This is a genomic window from Pleurocapsa sp. CCALA 161 (assembly GCF_003003995.1).
Taxonomy (GTDB): Bacteria; Cyanobacteriota; Cyanobacteriia; order Cyanobacteriales; family Xenococcaceae; genus Waterburya.
On sequence record NZ_PVWF01000112.1, the window covers coordinates 1 to 14830 of the forward strand.

A 14830-nucleotide genomic window follows, 5' to 3' on the forward strand; every position below is an offset into this window, starting at 1 on the left:
CGTATCAACTTTGATTAGAGTAAAGGAATATAAAGCTTTAATCTTGACAAAGAGCGCGATCGCCTGATAACCATAGGTTTCCAGTATTACTAATTGTCTTTTTGACACAATTCTATAAACAGCGGATTATGATCTGATGAAGAGATGTTATCGATCACTCTGGCGGTACCAGACTTTCGCTCTAGTCCGCGATAAAAGATATAATCTAGCGGTGGAGACAACAGAAAGCTTTTAATTTTCTTAGTGTCTTTGGGAGTAAAAGATACAGGGATTAAATTCAGCCTAGCTGCCATTTGAGATAACATCAGCCACCGAGATTTATTCCAAGTATTAAAGTCTCCTGCAAAGATTATTGCCCCTTGATGCTTATTAAGTATTGACTCAATTTCGTGCAGTTGAGCTTTGAATTTACTTAGATTGACAAAATTAATTAGATGAGTATTAACCGCTAGTAAGCTTTGCGAACTATTGCCAAGAGAATATTCGATAAATAAAGAAGCTTTCGGTGTATTAACAACTGGTTCGTAATGCTTAGTGATTATAGCTTGATTGGAAATGCGATCGCCTTGACTAGCGATTAAGATGCCCGAATAGGTCTTGTTAGAGGTATCAATAAAGTTTGGCACAAAAGCCCAACCCATCTGGGCTAATTCGGTAATTTCTTTGACATCAGCACTCAAACGTACTTCTTGCAAAAAGATTTTATCTGGTCGATATTGCTCGACAATTGCCAAAAAATCTTTACCCCAGCTTGGGTCATAATTATTTTTAGCGATATTCCAACTTAAAACTTTGATTGAATCTCGATTTAAACCTGATGGACTCGAATAAGTATTGTGAATTATGACTTCTGGTACTTGTTTGAATCGATAAATAGGATTCCATTTGGCAAAATAAGATGGATCTTGTTTTTTTTCGATCATTTATTAAAAACCAGCAAATATCAAAAGTAGATTTGACAACTTCTCATAAATAAAGCAAATTTTAGTATATCAGTACTTATAAAAATTATAGACGTAATTCTAAAGCACTCTCTGCTCGATCTCATAAACTTAGGTAAGTAGACTGCTGTTCCATCAAACCATTCAAATCTTGACAGGCTTTTTTTATCGAACCTATCGTCCTGATATTAAGCTGTAAATCGTTTATTAAAAAAGTTTGCCTTGATCCAGAAATATCAAACTTGGGTTGGAGATAAATGTCGCGGAAAACGCAGAAATTAAAAAACTATAATTATTTAATTCAAGCACAATCCTATCATGAACAATAATAGACTAAGCACGACTACAGAATTAGCAAAAGAGCGTAACCGTGCAGCAGCAGAACGTACTTTGATGGCTTGGATTCGTACCTGCTTATCCCTAATTAGCTTTGGCTTTGGGATAGATCAAATTGTAATGACATTGCAGAAATCTGCTTCCTATAAGGTTAACGATCCGCTTCATTTAACTCGCGTTTTAGGTCTATCCTTCGTTAGTATTGGCACTATGGCGATGATTTTAGCTGCGGTAGAACATCGTCAGCAATTACAACTTATTCAACGTAAAGTATATCGCTACAATTCTCGTTCTTCCCTAGCGTTCATTGTGGCTATATCTATATCTGTGATAGGGTTATTCGCATTTATCGGTATTTTGCTCAAGTCCTTGAATTTTTCTCTGAGGTAAAGATCTAGAGCAGGCTTTTCTATTTTAGCTAATGAGATGGCGATCGCTTCGGCTGTGGCTAAGTTAGTGGCGATCGCTAATATGTTTTTAGAGGGACGAGAAAATGATAGAAGCCTTTTTGATTGAGCTGCTCTAGCCATGAATCCTAAAATTGCTATTAATCTGGGAGGCTGATTATTCGTGCTTTTTGTCCTTCAAAAACGACTACAGGAATTACCTTGTTTAGTACAGCGTTGGTAATACCATCTCGCATTTTTTTAAAGAATTTGTTGTCAGGCAGCGTGTCAGTAAATTTCTCAACCGTACTTATTCGACAAACGTAATTTCCACTATCTTCTTTAATGGTAATGATCGCCTTTGAACCATTATCCGCAATAGCCAAGCACTCCTCTGTTATGGATTCCTTATTTTGTCTGAGATATTCTTCAACTGTCATATTTATTGCCAAAGATAGTAAACTTGCCCTTATGTTACTTCTTAATAGTGATGAAAAAACCACCAAAGAATACGCTTAACATCGACGCGGGAACAGTAGTTTTAATTGTCTCTGCCCTAATCTTATTACCCTTGCTATTAACAGGCTTTATTTCCCATTAAAGAGTTAATCGATCATCGCGCGTCTTTAATTGCCATGGCTTCATGCAGATGTTTAACCAAAGTTTTTTGAGGTAAAGCCCCTGTCAGATGCTGCCAAGGCAAGATAGTTTCTGCTGCTGACCAACGATCATGAACGTAGTAATTCAAGGGTGGTATTTGTCCTTTTAGCTGTTTAAAAGCTCGCTTATAGCTGCCTGCGGAGTCACCAAATTCTCTGGTTAGCTGAAGTAATTTTCCTAAACGGCGATCGCCACGGGAAATTAGAGCTTGAATCACTGACCAATTATAGCTTTCAGGACGAAAGTCAATACCTTGTTGACGTAAATTCTTGTCTAAGTGTTTTAAGCGTTTTTTAGCATCGGGATTAACTCCAAACCATTGGAAGGGAGTGTGAGATTTTGGCACAAAGGTACTGCAACCTAATGTTAAGCGCAAGCCAGGCACAGCCTTTTTAATTGCCGACATCATGGTTATCGTCTCTTCAACATCCTGCATTGATTCCCCAGGAATCCCCACCATGCCATAGAGTTTCAGGGCTTTTAAACCTCCAGCTTTGGCGTTAATTGCCGCCTGGATAATCTCATCGTTGGTCAGCTTTTTATTGACTATCTTTCTAACTTTCTCTGAACCACTTTCTACAGCAATGGTAATGGAACGAGTATCACGATTGGCTAGGGTAGAAGCTAGCTTTTCGGTAACTGTGTTAGTTCTTACTGAGGCAATACTCAAACGTACATCTTGATATGTTGGTTGGGATAAATAATCTAAAATCGCCTCAAATTCAGGATGTTGAGTGACAGATGCACCAAGTAACCCTAAACGGTTGGTTACCTTTAGTCCCTTTTCAATCGCGGGAATTAAAGAAGTTTCCAAAGGTGCAGTCCGAAAGGGTAAAGTTAGGTAGCTAGCTAAACAAAAACGACACATTTCAGGACAGCTACGCACCACCTCTACCATATAAATATTCTCCCAGGCTGCCTTTTCTGTTACTACCGTCGAAGCAGAGAGAGTATTACCCCGATAGGTTTGTTTTTGAACTTCTGCTGGGATGTCAGAATCAATAGGAGCGATCGCCTTAATCTCACCATCAGGACTAGAATAGGTTATCTCATATAAGCTAGGAATATAAATCCCTGGGACTTGAGCTAAATGACGTAGTTTAGTTGCACGATTTGCCTGACGCACCTGCTGATAGGCATCAATAAAGCGATCGAGTAAATCTTCCCCATCTCCTAACAGAATCACATCAAAAAAATCGGCTAAAGGTTCAGGATTAGCAGTTAATACTGTTCCCCCACCAAATACTAAGGGATGATTATCTTGACGATCGCTACTGTGAAGAGGAATATCTAAAGACTCTAGTAGATTAAAAATATTAATATAGTCTAGTTCCCAAGATACAGAAAAACCTAACAGTTCAGGATTTCTCGCTAAAGGTTCACTTAGATCGGTAAACAAGCGACGCACATCAATATCAGAACGCATTGCCAAAGTCGCCCAAACAATTTGAAACCCTAAGCTAGTTATGCCGATAGTGTATTCATTAGGAAAAGCAAAGATAGCAGGGATAGCGTTATCTTTAAAAGTTGCTGGGGTAAACAGAAGACGCTCTTGTTGAAAGACACTCACAGATGATTTAGTAAAAATTTCTAGACCATAAATAGTTTGGCAGATATTCACATATTATCGATCGCTTTGGGATCTTGTGCCAAAACCAATCTCAATATTGATGCTCTTCCGCCTAAAATATGATCGATAAATACACTGATTTTTGATATATTAGTTAGCCTAATCCAGTCATAATCTAGATTACCAATATAAATATTTTAGTAATATAAAATATCTAAGTTCTATGTTTTAATTAAACCCAAATCAGATAATGAAATTGTTCCCGCAACCAAATTTTCTTTAGTTCTTTTAGGTAGTTGCTTAACACAATATTCCATTCGACTAGCAGCAGATTTTGTACCAATTTCAGCTGTAAAAACCAAACGTAAAGGATGACGGGTTCTGGTATATTTAGCCGCCTTAGAACTACCAGACTGATGGACAGCAAAGCGTTTAGCTACATTATTCGAGATGCCTGTATAAAGAGAGCGATCGCCACAGCGAATTATATAAATAGACCAAATGCTCAAATTATCCATCTACTTCACGGGGAAAATCGAGGATAAAGCTCGTTTTTCCTGGTTGACTGGTCAAAGAAATATTGCCTCCTAACAACTCAATCAAATTTTTAACCAAAGCCAGTCCGATACCTGTCCCCCCATACTGCCAAGGATCGCGATTGGGAATACGATAAAATTTGTCAAAGACTCGCTGCTGTTCAGCTAAGGGTATTTCAATGCCTGTATTGAGAATAATCAACTCAATCCGCTGATCTTTGGCTAAAGCAGTAATGCCAATAGTTTCTCCTGCGGGAGTGTATTTACAGGCGTTGTTGAGTAACTCTGTCAAAATTCGCCTAATCGTGGAAATATCAGCTTTAAACTGGGGAAAATTGGCAGGAAGATTGATTTTTAACGTCTGTTGTTGATGCTCAATTCTTTCCGTAAAAGGCTCAATGATTTGTGGCAACCATACTGACAAATCAATCCACTGCATCGTCATCATTTCTTTTTTGGCATCAATATAGCAGAGAGTGAGTAAATCGTTTACTAATTGATTTTGACGATTACAGGCAGAGCGAAAAATATCCAGAACTCTAGCAAACGTAGCCGATCTTTTATTGCCTATTTCTTTATCTAGCAGTGTTTCCAAAGTTTCTGAAGCAAGCTGAATACTGCTCATGGGAGTCCGCAATTCATGAGAAATTGTTTTTAAAAAATCATCTTTCAGTAGGTTTAATCGCGCTAGTTCTTGAACCTGTATTTGAGACTGTTGATAGAGTCTTGCTTGTCTAATAGCGATCGCACATTGATTAGCAACCTGTTCTACCAACATAATTTCATCCACTTCAAAATATGCTTCTTTGGGTCGCAACAGCCATAAATTGCCTAAAACCCCTTGATCGTCATAGATTGGACAAACTAGTCTTGTAGCCTGAGTCTGAAGAAGATTGAGTTCGGGAACAAATTCCACAAATTGTAGAGATTGTTTTTGTAAAAGTTGGGCATCGAGTTCGGGAAAATCGGCAACTATTCTGGTTCTACCTTGGCAGTTAGGTGATGCCTTGGTGTATTCATAAGCTACTTCTGCTTTAGTGCGATCGCCATTGTAAAGTTCAATTTTGCAGCGGTCTATGTTTAAGACTTGACCTATTTCTTGGGTAACAGTCTGCAAGATCTGTAGCTCATCTAAGCTATCTCGCATTTTTTTCATCACCTTATGGGTCAAAGTTTCAAACTGAATTGACCTCTGTAGCCTGGCGGTGCGTTGATTTACTTTTTGCTCCAAATAAACATTGAGGCTTTGAACTTGATCATATAGTTCCGCCTGCTGCACCGCGATTCCCACCTGGATTGCTAACTGTTTTAGTAAATCTACTTCCGCAACTTGCCATCGACGAGGCGCGCGACAATGATGAGCAATTAATAGTCCCCACAGTTGATCATTAGCAACGATTGGTACGACTAAATTTGCTTTGACACCAAACTTTTTGAGAACATCACTATAGCAAGTAACGAGTTCAGCTTGTTCTACATCTTCGACTAGATGGATTTGACCTTGCTTATAACTTTCAAGATGTTTATTGGTAAAACAAGGATCGTGCAGCCTGTGACCAAATACGCTTTGAGTATTCTCGGTTAAGGATTCTACGGCAATCACACCGCTAAGGTCTGGTTCAAAACGGTAAATCAACACCCGATCGCTCTGGAGAAACTGTCTCACCTCAGCAACTGTTTGCTGGAGAATTACTTCTAAATCGAGAGAATGCCGAATTTTTAAAGCGATCGCCGCCAACAGATTGTCTGTTTGTGTTTCCAAAGAAAAACTTACTGAACCGCGATCAGTATGCTCGGTCTGCAATCTAGCAGTTTTTACTTTCTCAAAATTAAAGTCAGGCAAAAACTTTTCCTGTTCAAAATTGTTCTCTATTCTCAAATCTTAATATTGTTTAAAGCTTTTTGGTTCTATATTTACGATTTTCTTTAGATAATGATTGTCTGGCTTCGTTTGAATCTTAATTCATCATTAATCTAAGTATTAATGCTCATAAAAGCTGTTAGCTTTGTTAAGTTAAGTTAAGTATTAACGCCTTAACTATAGCAATGAAATATCAATAGCAGGTATGAACGCGGCAGAGCTAGTAAAACAATATCAGGCTGGAATCAAAGATTTTTCAGGGGTCGATCTTGTGGGAGTAACACTAAAAAATACTGATTTGTGTCAAATAATTTTTAGTCAGGCAATACTGATTGAAGCTGATTTTACGAAAACCAACTTGAGCAATGCCAACTTTTGTCTTGCTCTCTTAAATCTGAGCAATTTAAGTGAAGCAATACTGACTAAAGCCAACTTTAAATCGGCAACTTTAAGCTCGGCCTTGCTATACAAAGTTTCTTGTGGTCAAGCCCAACTGCAAAATGCAAATTTACAAGAGGCAATCTTAAAAAGAGCATTTTTAAGAGATGCTAATCTGAGTCAAGCTAATCTGATCTCAGCCGATCTTAGTCAGGCAAATTTAATTGATGCAAATTTGGCAGGAGCAAATTTGACAGGAGCAAATCTAGCTCACACTTTCCTGCAAGGAGCAAACTTATTAAATGCAAATTTGACAGGAGTTAATTTAGACCAAGCAGTATTAATCGGCGCAACGATGCCCGACGGCAAAGTTCATCAGTAGGCTGATCTTCACATTTTGACTAATAGTAGTAGTAATGGATAGTAAAGAATTAGCTCAGTATATTGAAGCCACCGACGGGGTTTCAAAACCTTGGTTGTTGGTACAGTTAAGATTAAGTAAATTGCAAGAGCGCAAAGAACAAATGCCACCCCAGGAATATATGGCAGAGTTGGCAGATATTCAAGCCGACTTGCTAAAACTGGGAGAGTGGTGGAAAGGCATAGAGGACGAAGTTTTTGGTTTGTAATCGCCGATTAATTGATTATTGTCGATTATTTAAAAAATTGAAAGTGACATTTACTCTAAAGCTAAAATATTAGGCAATCTATATCTATTTATATAGATAAAAACTTTACTTTTGATAGAAGCAGGATTGTATTTATTTATTTATTGTTTTGATAGATAAATTTCAAGGAAAAAAAATGAGAAATATAGTTCAATTCATTAAATCCATCAATATTAAGCAAATATTAACAGTTTTTATAGCAGGTTGTTTGCTAGTAGTCAGTACTGCTTGTAGTCAAGATGGTGCAGCTAAAGTAGGGACTAAAGCTGAAGCAGCAAGAACTTCCGTGAATACTTCTAGTAGAGATACTTACGATAAATATGATGCCAACCAAGAATATAAAGGAGGCATGAATCAATATAACGACGATCGCAGATATGATTCTGATGCAGGAGCTGCTAGTAAAGCTAAAACTTTGGTTGATACCGCAAAACGTCGTCAGGTAGATAATGTAGGTGATTTAGTTGATAACGTTACTGAGCGCGCCAAAAACACAGCCAAAGACGCGAGAAGAGAAGTTCCCCGTACTCTTAAAGACAACACAGAAGATGCGGTGGATTACGTTCAAGACAAATCAGGTAAACTACAGCGCAATCTTAGTAAAGTCCCAGGTGGAGTAAAAGACGTAGTTGATGAAGCTACCTCTCCAGCACAAGATGCTTTAAACGATGCCAGCAAAGCGACTAGAAAAACTGCCAAAGACATCAAAGATAATTTTGAAGACTTGAGTTAAATAACAAAAATTAAAGTTGCCCCAAAGGGTAAACGATCGCGATCAGATCAGATAGGTTATCGTTTTGATTGAGAAACTATGAGTAAATTTGATTATTCGTTAGATTATGATAATCTCAACTTTCGCGATCGCCCAGAGCTTTATCGAGTTGGGAAAGGAGAACAGGGAGTACTGTTAGTCCAGCCCTATAAATCAGAAATTCTACCTTACTGGAGATTTAAAACTCCAGTAATCGCCACTGAATCTAGCCGTAAAATTTATCAACTGTTTCTAGAATATTTAGAGCAAGATGATTTTGTTGGTGCAGATATGGCGCGGAAGTTTCTCCAAATGGGCTACACGCGATCGCGCAGATATGCTAACCACAAGAGCGGTAAGAAATATCGAATTAATCCCCAGCAGGCAGAGTCGCCTAGGGCAGAAAAAGAAGCTCGCCAAGATGTTTTGCCTCTAGATCTAGACCCTATAAAAGCAAAATCAGCCGAAATATTCAAGCTTAAATGGCACGAAGCCCAGGCTAATTCCAAATATCAACAGCTTTTGCAGCTGCATCAACAGAAATATCACAACAGCAATGAGACATAAGCAAATTAAAGCAGGTTCTTTCCTGTCGTGGGAGTAGAGGCGATTCGGACGCAATTGCCTAGCAAGTCGTTAGACTCAGCTAATCCTTTAGGGCGAATCGCCCCTACGAAGATTATCGGTTTTCGCATCATCTGCTAGCATAGGTCAATTAATTGGAATGACTATATAAGTAGATGGGTGAAATTAAATATAAAATAACGGATTTTTATTTTTCTCCCCTATCTCCACTACTCCACTACTCCACTACTCCACTACTCCACTACCTCACATAAGTCTTTAAATTAATTATGCCTAGCTACTTATCTAGATATCTAGCTATTTTCAAAAATTGGTTATTACCATTCATCAGTATATTCTGCTATATCTGGTCGCTCTAATGAGGTGGCAATGTCAACTATTTGGGGCAATTCATTATCTTCAAAAGACTCATCTAAAATATTGTCCACATTATCTAACTGAACTAATTCCCCTTCAAAACTTTGAGTCAGACTAGCGATCGCCTGCTGTAATTCACTACCTGCATATTCTTCAGCTTCAGCTACCTCACTGTTGATCGCAGGATTAATCGCAGGATTATTTGTAGAAAGAACATTGGCAACAAAAGCAGGAGGGTTGACAGAGTTTACAAAAGAGGTGTTTTGAGTTGCTATAGATTGAGAGCGATCCTTCAGGGAACTCGGAGTATAATCACTTTCTTGAAAATTCTGCTGGCGAGATTTTACTGAGGAAGTCTGAACTATTGGTGCTGGGCTTGCTTGATTTTGAGACTTAATCGCAGCATTCTCGATTGACGGTGTGATCTGAACCCTAGTGGGTGGAGGCGGGTTTGGAGGCTGTTCTGGTACAGGAGGTGGTGTTTCCACCATAGGTTGATCGATCAAGGCGCTCCCATTCTGTTTCCTATTACCTTGAGAACTGGCAACCTCTAACTGGACTCTAACTTTGCGCTGACAAACTTGAGCAAATGCAGCTTCAATATTAGGCACTTTTCCTTGATTGAGCTTCTGTAGTTTAGCTGAACTAATCCCCACAATCGCACTTAAACCATCAAAACTAACCAAATGACACTGCTGTTTTAATAATGCCTGGGTTGTAGGAGGCTGCAAGCAACTTACTACCTTGCTCCATATTTCTTGATTGGCAACTAGATCTCGATCATTACTAGGGGCAACTGGGGCAGAATTTGCCATGGCAGTTTCTGGATGATGATTTTGCGCTACAGGCTGTGGTGCTTGCTGAGACTGGGTTGGGTTAGTTGAAGTAACATGATTTTGCTCGGTGGAAATGCCTGATGCGATCGCCGTATGAGGGGCTATATTTTGAGATAGATGAGATGTAGTTGGTGGCGTATCGACAATTGATGGTAGCGGGGAAATTATTTGTTTTGCAGAAGACTGAACAACCGCCTGAGGTTGAATCGAGATCGCACTATGAGCTTCTGGCAATAGTCCCAGTACAGTAACTTCCAGCCACAGTCGAGGTTGAGTTGTCCGCTTAAGCTGAGTCTCTGCTGCTTTTAGGTGTTGTTGTCCTCTCAAGATTACAGTAGTTTGCCAGTTATTCGCCTCCAGACACAATTGCTGCCAGCAAGTTTCTGTCACGGCGGTTAATTCTGACTGTTGCGGTGCGGTTTTAGCGATGAGCAAATTAAGATAGAAGCCAGCTAGGTTTTGTAACACTACCAAAGGTTCTCTACCTCGATCCAAAAGACTACGACACTGTTGTAAAACGGCGAGGGAATCATTACTATTTATTGCCTGAAGCAGCTTTAATAAATCTTGTTCTGGGACAGCACCAACCAAGTCCCACACTTTCTCTACCGTGATCGTCTCAGGTAAAAGACTTAACTGATCGAGTAAACTCTCAGCATCCCGCAAGCCACCATTAGCAATTTGGGCAACTAAAGTCAAAGCATCATCAGCGATCGCAATTTTTTCAGCATCAGCAATATATCTCAGGTGAGCGGTCATTTCCGTTAGGGGAATCCGTCGATAATCAAACCGTTGACAACGAGAAATAATGGTCGAGAGAACCCTTTGAGGATCGGTGGTGGCTAGGACAAAGACTACTTGTGGCGGTGGCTCTTCTAAAGTCTTTAGCAGGGCATTAAATGCAGCCGTACTGAGCATGTGACATTCATCAACAACATAAATCTTATACCGACACTGCACAGGAGCAAAGCGCGATCGCTCAATAATTTCCCGAATATTATCCACCCCTGTATTACTGGCAGCATCAATTTCCATCACGTCTAATGCCATACCTCTGGCGATCGCCAAACAAACTTCACATTTTCCGCAGGGATAGGGAGTAGGGCGATCGCTATTTAAACAATTTAAAGATTTAGCTAAGATTCTAGCACTAGAGGTTTTCCCTGTACCGCGAGGTCCAGTAAATAAATAGGCAGGAGCAATTTTTGCCTGTTCTAGAGCATTACTGAGAGTCAAGGCAATCGTTTCTTGACCAACCAGATCGCCAAAAGTTTGTGGTCGATACTTGTGATGTAGAGGTTCGTAAGCCATAGTTAATGTGGATTTTTATTTTTTACTAAACTAGTAAAAAAATTATCCCTGTACAATTGAGCAATATTTATTTAATTTAGGTGTGGATAATACTTGGTTTGCCCAAGTCTCCTCAACCTCCCTCAAAGCATCACTGTTCTATCTGAGTCGATGACTTTGAGTAAAATTAGTTTAACTTTTCTAATAAATCAGTATATTTGATCTAAGGTCATGAGTCACACGATTGGACAAGTCAAGCAAGATACACAATCAAACCCCAACTCAAATCAGTCTCATCAAGATGTGCTAAAGCCTGAATCCACTGTCTTAGAGCAGACTTCTGGGTTATCTGATGCTGATTATGAATTTTTATTCAATCAACTTTTAGAAGGTATTGCTCATGGTTGGCACGATCGCCGAATCATCAAGTTTTTTAACCAGTTAAGCGATCGCGGACAGCAGGCTGATTGGGTTTCTTGGCTAGAACGTTTTAGAGCAAAAATATTAAAGCTACCGATTCAGTCTAAGCGCCAATTGGGAACAATGATGATTCGTTTGGGTGAACTGACTCAATCTGCCACCGAGATCGCTCAAATTGGAGAGGCAGCTCATCGCTTGGGCAGAGAATTGCTGTTTGACAACAGCACCGCAGTAATTTGGGAATATACAGGTCCTGATCTGAGTTTAAATCAGCAAATAGAAACTGAACAAGAATTATCACAACGCTTACCTGCTGATTTTACCGCTCTGGGAACGCCAGAAATAGCAGCAGAATTAGATTTGCCTGCTGATGCCGTGTTGTCTGATAATGATTCAAACGTCCAGCCAAATGATAATCTCTGGATAGAGGTAGAATCTGAAGCAGCATTTAATCAAAACAAGATCCCAGATAATGTCCAAGACCGTGCAGGGAAAAGGTTTAATTCCTCACCAGCAATCAGTGAGGATAATCCCTCAGTCGATTCGTCAGTAGAAACAACTGAGCCTGATAATTTTAACTTAGAGCTAGACTCAGAACCAAAAAGCTTACACCAAATTACTAACAAAAGTGAAGAACTGGAATTAAAGCTAGAACCTCAATTAGAATTAGAGTCATCCTTCCTAGACGATTCTAGTTTAGAATTGATTGAAAGCTGGTTTAACCTTGGTCTTAAGCAGGTTAGTGCAGGGGAATACGCTCAAGCGATCGTTTCCTGGGATAAGGCATTAAAAATCAATGCTAATTTACCAGAGGCTTGGCATAATCGAGGTAGTGCTTTAGGGCGTTTGGGTAACTATGAAGCGGCAGTAAAATCTTTTCAAAATGCCTTGGCGATTGACCCCGATAATTACCAGGCATGGAACGATCGCGCTCATGCTTTATATCAGCTAGAGAACTGGGCCGGAGCAATACAAAGCTGGAGTCAGGCAATTAAGCTGATGCCAGGAAATCATCTATTTTGGTACAACCGAGGTTGCGCTCTCGAACAGCTCGCCAAATGGAGTGATGCGATCGCCAGCTACGAAAAGGCTTTAGAAATTAAGCCCGATTTTCAGCCAGGACGGTCAAGATATATTAACCTAGTAGCAGATAGTTCTCGTCCAAATTAGCTAAGATGACGGTAATCAAGATATCGTGTAAACTTTATTATCCTAAAGATGTTCTTTCATCTTTAGAACTAGTTATCAATTATTTAAATTTTAGCTATTTATGACTGAATCATCGAACAGCACAATGGAAGAAGCGAGAGTATCAAATGAAGAAAGGGTAACTCAGTTAAGAGATTTAATTGATACTCTAAGAATTGCTGAAGAGATAGCAGGAAAAGGTTACCTGATCAGCAGTTCTGAATTGGCGGATCTCATGGACATTAACGCTAGTGCTGTAACCAGTCGAGGCGATCACTGGTCTTGGCGTAACTGGGTTGTTTCCAGAGTCAGACGAGAAGGTAATCAAATTTTATGGCAACTAGAAAGAGTTGATTAATTAAAACCATGACTTTATCCATACCTGACAATGAGCAGCTAATAGTTCGTCCTCTTCAATATCGTGACGTGGACGCAATCAATGCTTTAGTGAGCGAATGTGTTGCCAAGGAAACCTCCAAACGTCTAATCACAATTGATCGAGAATTAGAACAGGTTGGTTCTTGGTATGGATTAAAAAGGTTTTTAGCTCTTTTGCCCCGTTCCTACTATCATGGCTGGCGTGTCTATGTGGCACAGCATTTATCAGAAGTTCTTGGCTTAATTCAAGTTTCGTCTCTCAATAGCACTCGTAGCACATGGAGAGTAGAGCGGGTATTGCTTAACAGTAATTCTCCCGAGCTGGAATTACTCAAAACTCAGAAAGAAATTGGCTCTCAGTTATTGCGTCATTGCCTGCAAAATATTTGGGAAGCTCGCACCTGGATGTTAGAAGTAAACATTAATGAAAAAAATCATTTAGCTCTTTATCGCGAAAATGGATTTCAGCCTTTGGCGCAGATGACCTATTGGCAAATATCAGCGGATTTAATTGCCCAACTAGCCCAGCAAGACTCTGATTTACCCAACTTTTTGCCCATTAGCAACGCCGATGCACCTCTACTTTATCAGCTTGACTGCGTATCGATGCCACCTCTGCTCAGACAGGTTTTTGATCGTCATGCAGATGATTTCAAATCGGGGATGGTACAAAATGCCGTAGGTCAGATTAGACTGTGGCTCAATGGTACGGATGTGGTCAGTGGCTATGTTTTTGAACCGCAGCGTAAGGCAGCGATCGGCTATTTTAGACTAGAATCCTCAAAGGATGGCTCGCGCCCGCATCGCGCTCAGTTAACCGTAAATCCCGCCTATACTTGGCTTTATCCTCAGTTAACCGCAAAGATGGCGCAAATTATTCAGGAGTCTGTCGATCGCAAGCAAGGTTTGGCAGCAGATAATCAGCTTTATTCCCAGCCACTAGAGATTGTTTCTGCCGACTATCAGCCCGAACGAGAAGAATACTTCAACAAAATAGGTGCTATGGCTGTCGAACAAACTTTATTAATGTCACGTTCGGTATGGCACAAAATTAAGGAAGCCAAGCCCCTAGAAGGATTGCAACTATCAGGAGTACTGCAAGGATTAAAGCCTGTTAGAGCGCCGATTCCTTCTCGCATTTCTTGGCTTAAATCTTTTTCTGGCTCATACCAAAACATTGTCAGAAAAAAAAATATTTTTTGCGCTAAATCTAGCTACAAATTACTCCCCCATACAGCGATGGAACAGTCTGCAAAGAAAAACAATTCGGGAAAATCTTTTAAGCCTCCTCATGGTGGTTTAGTTTGATCAATAGACTTTTTATGTTTTTATGAAAAGGGTTGCCGCTTTAGGGCTGGATGTCGGTCGAAAAAGAATGGGGGTGGCAGGTTGCGACGGCACTGGTCTAATTGCCACTGGTTTAACTACAATTAAGCGGACTTTTTGGGCAGAAGATGTACGGCAATTAAAAGACATTGTGGCAGAAAGGCAGATCGATATTTTGGTAATCGGTTTACCCTATAGGCTAGATGGAACATTAGGTTCTCAGGCAAAACAGGTACAGAAATTTGCCGACAAAATATCTCGAACTTTACAGCTACCTTTTGAATACGTAGACGAGCGTTTGACCTCTGTGGAAGCAGAGGCACAGCTAAAAGCTCAAAAACAATTTTCTACCCGCAATAAGGG

Annotated in this window: 15 protein-coding genes; 9 read left to right on the plus strand and 6 right to left on the minus strand. The window is 39.8% G+C overall.

Features of this window, described 5'->3' with window-relative positions:
- Window positions 1-89 precede the first annotated feature (89 nt).
- Complete coding sequence (locus tag C7B62_RS20080) at window positions 90-923, minus strand: endonuclease/exonuclease/phosphatase family protein (protein ID WP_106241332.1); 834 nt, start codon at window positions 921-923, stop codon at window positions 90-92.
- Between the two features lie 336 nt (window positions 924-1259).
- On the opposite strand from C7B62_RS20080, the gene C7B62_RS20085 reads away from it, so the two are divergent.
- Window positions 1260-1667 (plus strand): YidH family protein, encoded by a 408-nt coding sequence (locus tag C7B62_RS20085; RefSeq protein ID WP_106241334.1) that lies wholly within the window; start codon window positions 1260-1262, stop codon window positions 1665-1667.
- A 157-nt stretch (window positions 1668-1824) separates the two neighbouring features.
- On the opposite strand, the gene C7B62_RS20090 is transcribed toward C7B62_RS20085, so the two are convergent.
- From C7B62_RS20090 to C7B62_RS20105, 4 genes are all read right to left on the minus strand, one after another.
- Entirely contained in the window at window positions 1825-2103 is a 279-nt protein-coding gene (locus C7B62_RS20090; RefSeq protein WP_106241337.1) for a hypothetical protein, read from the minus strand.
- Window positions 2104-2276: 173 nt separating this feature from the next.
- On the minus strand, window positions 2277-3893 hold the full coding sequence (locus C7B62_RS20095) for a radical SAM protein (RefSeq protein WP_106241371.1): 1617 nt from the start codon (window positions 3891-3893) through the stop codon (window positions 2277-2279).
- A 221-nt stretch (window positions 3894-4114) separates the two neighbouring features.
- Window positions 4115-4411 (minus strand): GIY-YIG nuclease family protein, encoded by a 297-nt coding sequence (locus C7B62_RS20100; protein WP_233220068.1) that lies wholly within the window; start codon window positions 4409-4411, stop codon window positions 4115-4117.
- The gene (locus tag C7B62_RS20105; RefSeq protein WP_233220069.1) at window positions 4404-6308 is read right to left on the minus strand and encodes a GAF domain-containing protein; all 1905 of its coding nucleotides are present in this window, start codon (window positions 6306-6308) and stop codon (window positions 4404-4406) included. Before C7B62_RS20105 ends, C7B62_RS20100 begins: the two co-directional genes overlap by 8 nt.
- A gap of 187 nt (window positions 6309-6495) precedes the next feature.
- On the opposite strand from C7B62_RS20105, the gene C7B62_RS20110 reads away from it, so the two are divergent.
- The 4 genes from C7B62_RS20110 to C7B62_RS20125 all read left to right on the plus strand — a co-directional run bounded on the left by C7B62_RS20110 (window position 6496) and on the right by C7B62_RS20125 (window position 8654).
- The gene (locus tag C7B62_RS20110) at window positions 6496-7050 is read left to right on the plus strand and encodes a pentapeptide repeat-containing protein (RefSeq protein ID WP_106241340.1); all 555 of its coding nucleotides are present in this window, start codon (window positions 6496-6498) and stop codon (window positions 7048-7050) included.
- A gap of 34 nt (window positions 7051-7084) precedes the next feature.
- The gene (locus C7B62_RS20115; protein WP_106241342.1) at window positions 7085-7297 is read left to right on the plus strand and encodes a hypothetical protein; all 213 of its coding nucleotides are present in this window, start codon (window positions 7085-7087) and stop codon (window positions 7295-7297) included.
- 175 nt (window positions 7298-7472) lie between these two features.
- Complete coding sequence (locus C7B62_RS20120) at window positions 7473-8069, plus strand: DUF6658 family protein (protein ID WP_106241345.1); 597 nt, start codon at window positions 7473-7475, stop codon at window positions 8067-8069.
- Between the two features lie 78 nt (window positions 8070-8147).
- Complete coding sequence (locus C7B62_RS20125) at window positions 8148-8654, plus strand: DUF4385 domain-containing protein (RefSeq protein ID WP_106241351.1); 507 nt, start codon at window positions 8148-8150, stop codon at window positions 8652-8654.
- A gap of 335 nt (window positions 8655-8989) precedes the next feature.
- Here C7B62_RS20125 and C7B62_RS20130 read toward each other — a convergent pair whose 3' ends face one another.
- Complete coding sequence (locus C7B62_RS20130; RefSeq protein WP_106241355.1) at window positions 8990-11176, minus strand: DNA polymerase III subunit gamma/tau; 2187 nt, start codon at window positions 11174-11176, stop codon at window positions 8990-8992.
- Window positions 11177-11386: 210 nt separating this feature from the next.
- Between C7B62_RS20130 and C7B62_RS20135 the strand changes: the two genes are divergently transcribed.
- From C7B62_RS20135 to ruvX, 4 genes are all read left to right on the plus strand, one after another.
- Window positions 11387-12745 (plus strand): tetratricopeptide repeat protein, encoded by a 1359-nt coding sequence (locus C7B62_RS20135; RefSeq protein WP_106241359.1) that lies wholly within the window; start codon window positions 11387-11389, stop codon window positions 12743-12745.
- A gap of 100 nt (window positions 12746-12845) precedes the next feature.
- Window positions 12846-13121: a hypothetical protein gene (locus tag C7B62_RS20140; RefSeq protein ID WP_106241362.1), complete on the plus strand. Its 276-nt coding sequence runs from the start codon at window positions 12846-12848 to the stop codon at window positions 13119-13121.
- Between the two features lie 8 nt (window positions 13122-13129).
- Window positions 13130-14449: a GNAT family N-acetyltransferase gene (locus tag C7B62_RS20145; RefSeq protein WP_106241365.1), complete on the plus strand. Its 1320-nt coding sequence runs from the start codon at window positions 13130-13132 to the stop codon at window positions 14447-14449.
- A gap of 22 nt (window positions 14450-14471) precedes the next feature.
- Window positions 14472-14830, plus strand: a 359-nt coding sequence (ruvX, locus tag C7B62_RS20150) for a Holliday junction resolvase RuvX (protein ID WP_106241368.1), incomplete at its 3' end; no start/stop codon positions are given.

What these genes read in the sequence shown, in the direction of transcription:
- C7B62_RS20080 (WP_106241332.1), bottom strand. Translation starts at nt 923, where the DNA reads ATGATCGAAAAAAAACAAGATCCATCTTATTTTGCCAAATGGAATCCT.
- C7B62_RS20085 (WP_106241334.1), top strand. Translation starts at nt 1,260, where the DNA reads ATGAACAATAATAGACTAAGCACGACTACAGAATTAGCAAAAGAGCGT.
- C7B62_RS20090 (WP_106241337.1), bottom strand. Translation starts at nt 2,103, where the DNA reads ATGACAGTTGAAGAATATCTCAGACAAAATAAGGAATCCATAACAGAG.
- C7B62_RS20100 (WP_233220068.1), bottom strand. Translation starts at nt 4,411, where the DNA reads ATGGATAATTTGAGCATTTGGTCTATTTATATAATTCGCTGTGGCGAT.
- C7B62_RS20110 (WP_106241340.1), top strand. Translation starts at nt 6,496, where the DNA reads ATGAACGCGGCAGAGCTAGTAAAACAATATCAGGCTGGAATCAAAGAT.
- C7B62_RS20115 (WP_106241342.1), top strand. Translation starts at nt 7,085, where the DNA reads ATGGATAGTAAAGAATTAGCTCAGTATATTGAAGCCACCGACGGGGTT.
- C7B62_RS20120 (WP_106241345.1), top strand. Translation starts at nt 7,473, where the DNA reads ATGAGAAATATAGTTCAATTCATTAAATCCATCAATATTAAGCAAATA.
- C7B62_RS20125 (WP_106241351.1), top strand. Translation starts at nt 8,148, where the DNA reads ATGAGTAAATTTGATTATTCGTTAGATTATGATAATCTCAACTTTCGC.
- C7B62_RS20130 (WP_106241355.1), bottom strand. Translation starts at nt 11,176, where the DNA reads ATGGCTTACGAACCTCTACATCACAAGTATCGACCACAAACTTTTGGC.
- C7B62_RS20135 (WP_106241359.1), top strand. Translation starts at nt 11,387, where the DNA reads ATGAGTCACACGATTGGACAAGTCAAGCAAGATACACAATCAAACCCC.
- C7B62_RS20140 (WP_106241362.1), top strand. Translation starts at nt 12,846, where the DNA reads ATGACTGAATCATCGAACAGCACAATGGAAGAAGCGAGAGTATCAAAT.
- C7B62_RS20145 (WP_106241365.1), top strand. Translation starts at nt 13,130, where the DNA reads ATGACTTTATCCATACCTGACAATGAGCAGCTAATAGTTCGTCCTCTT.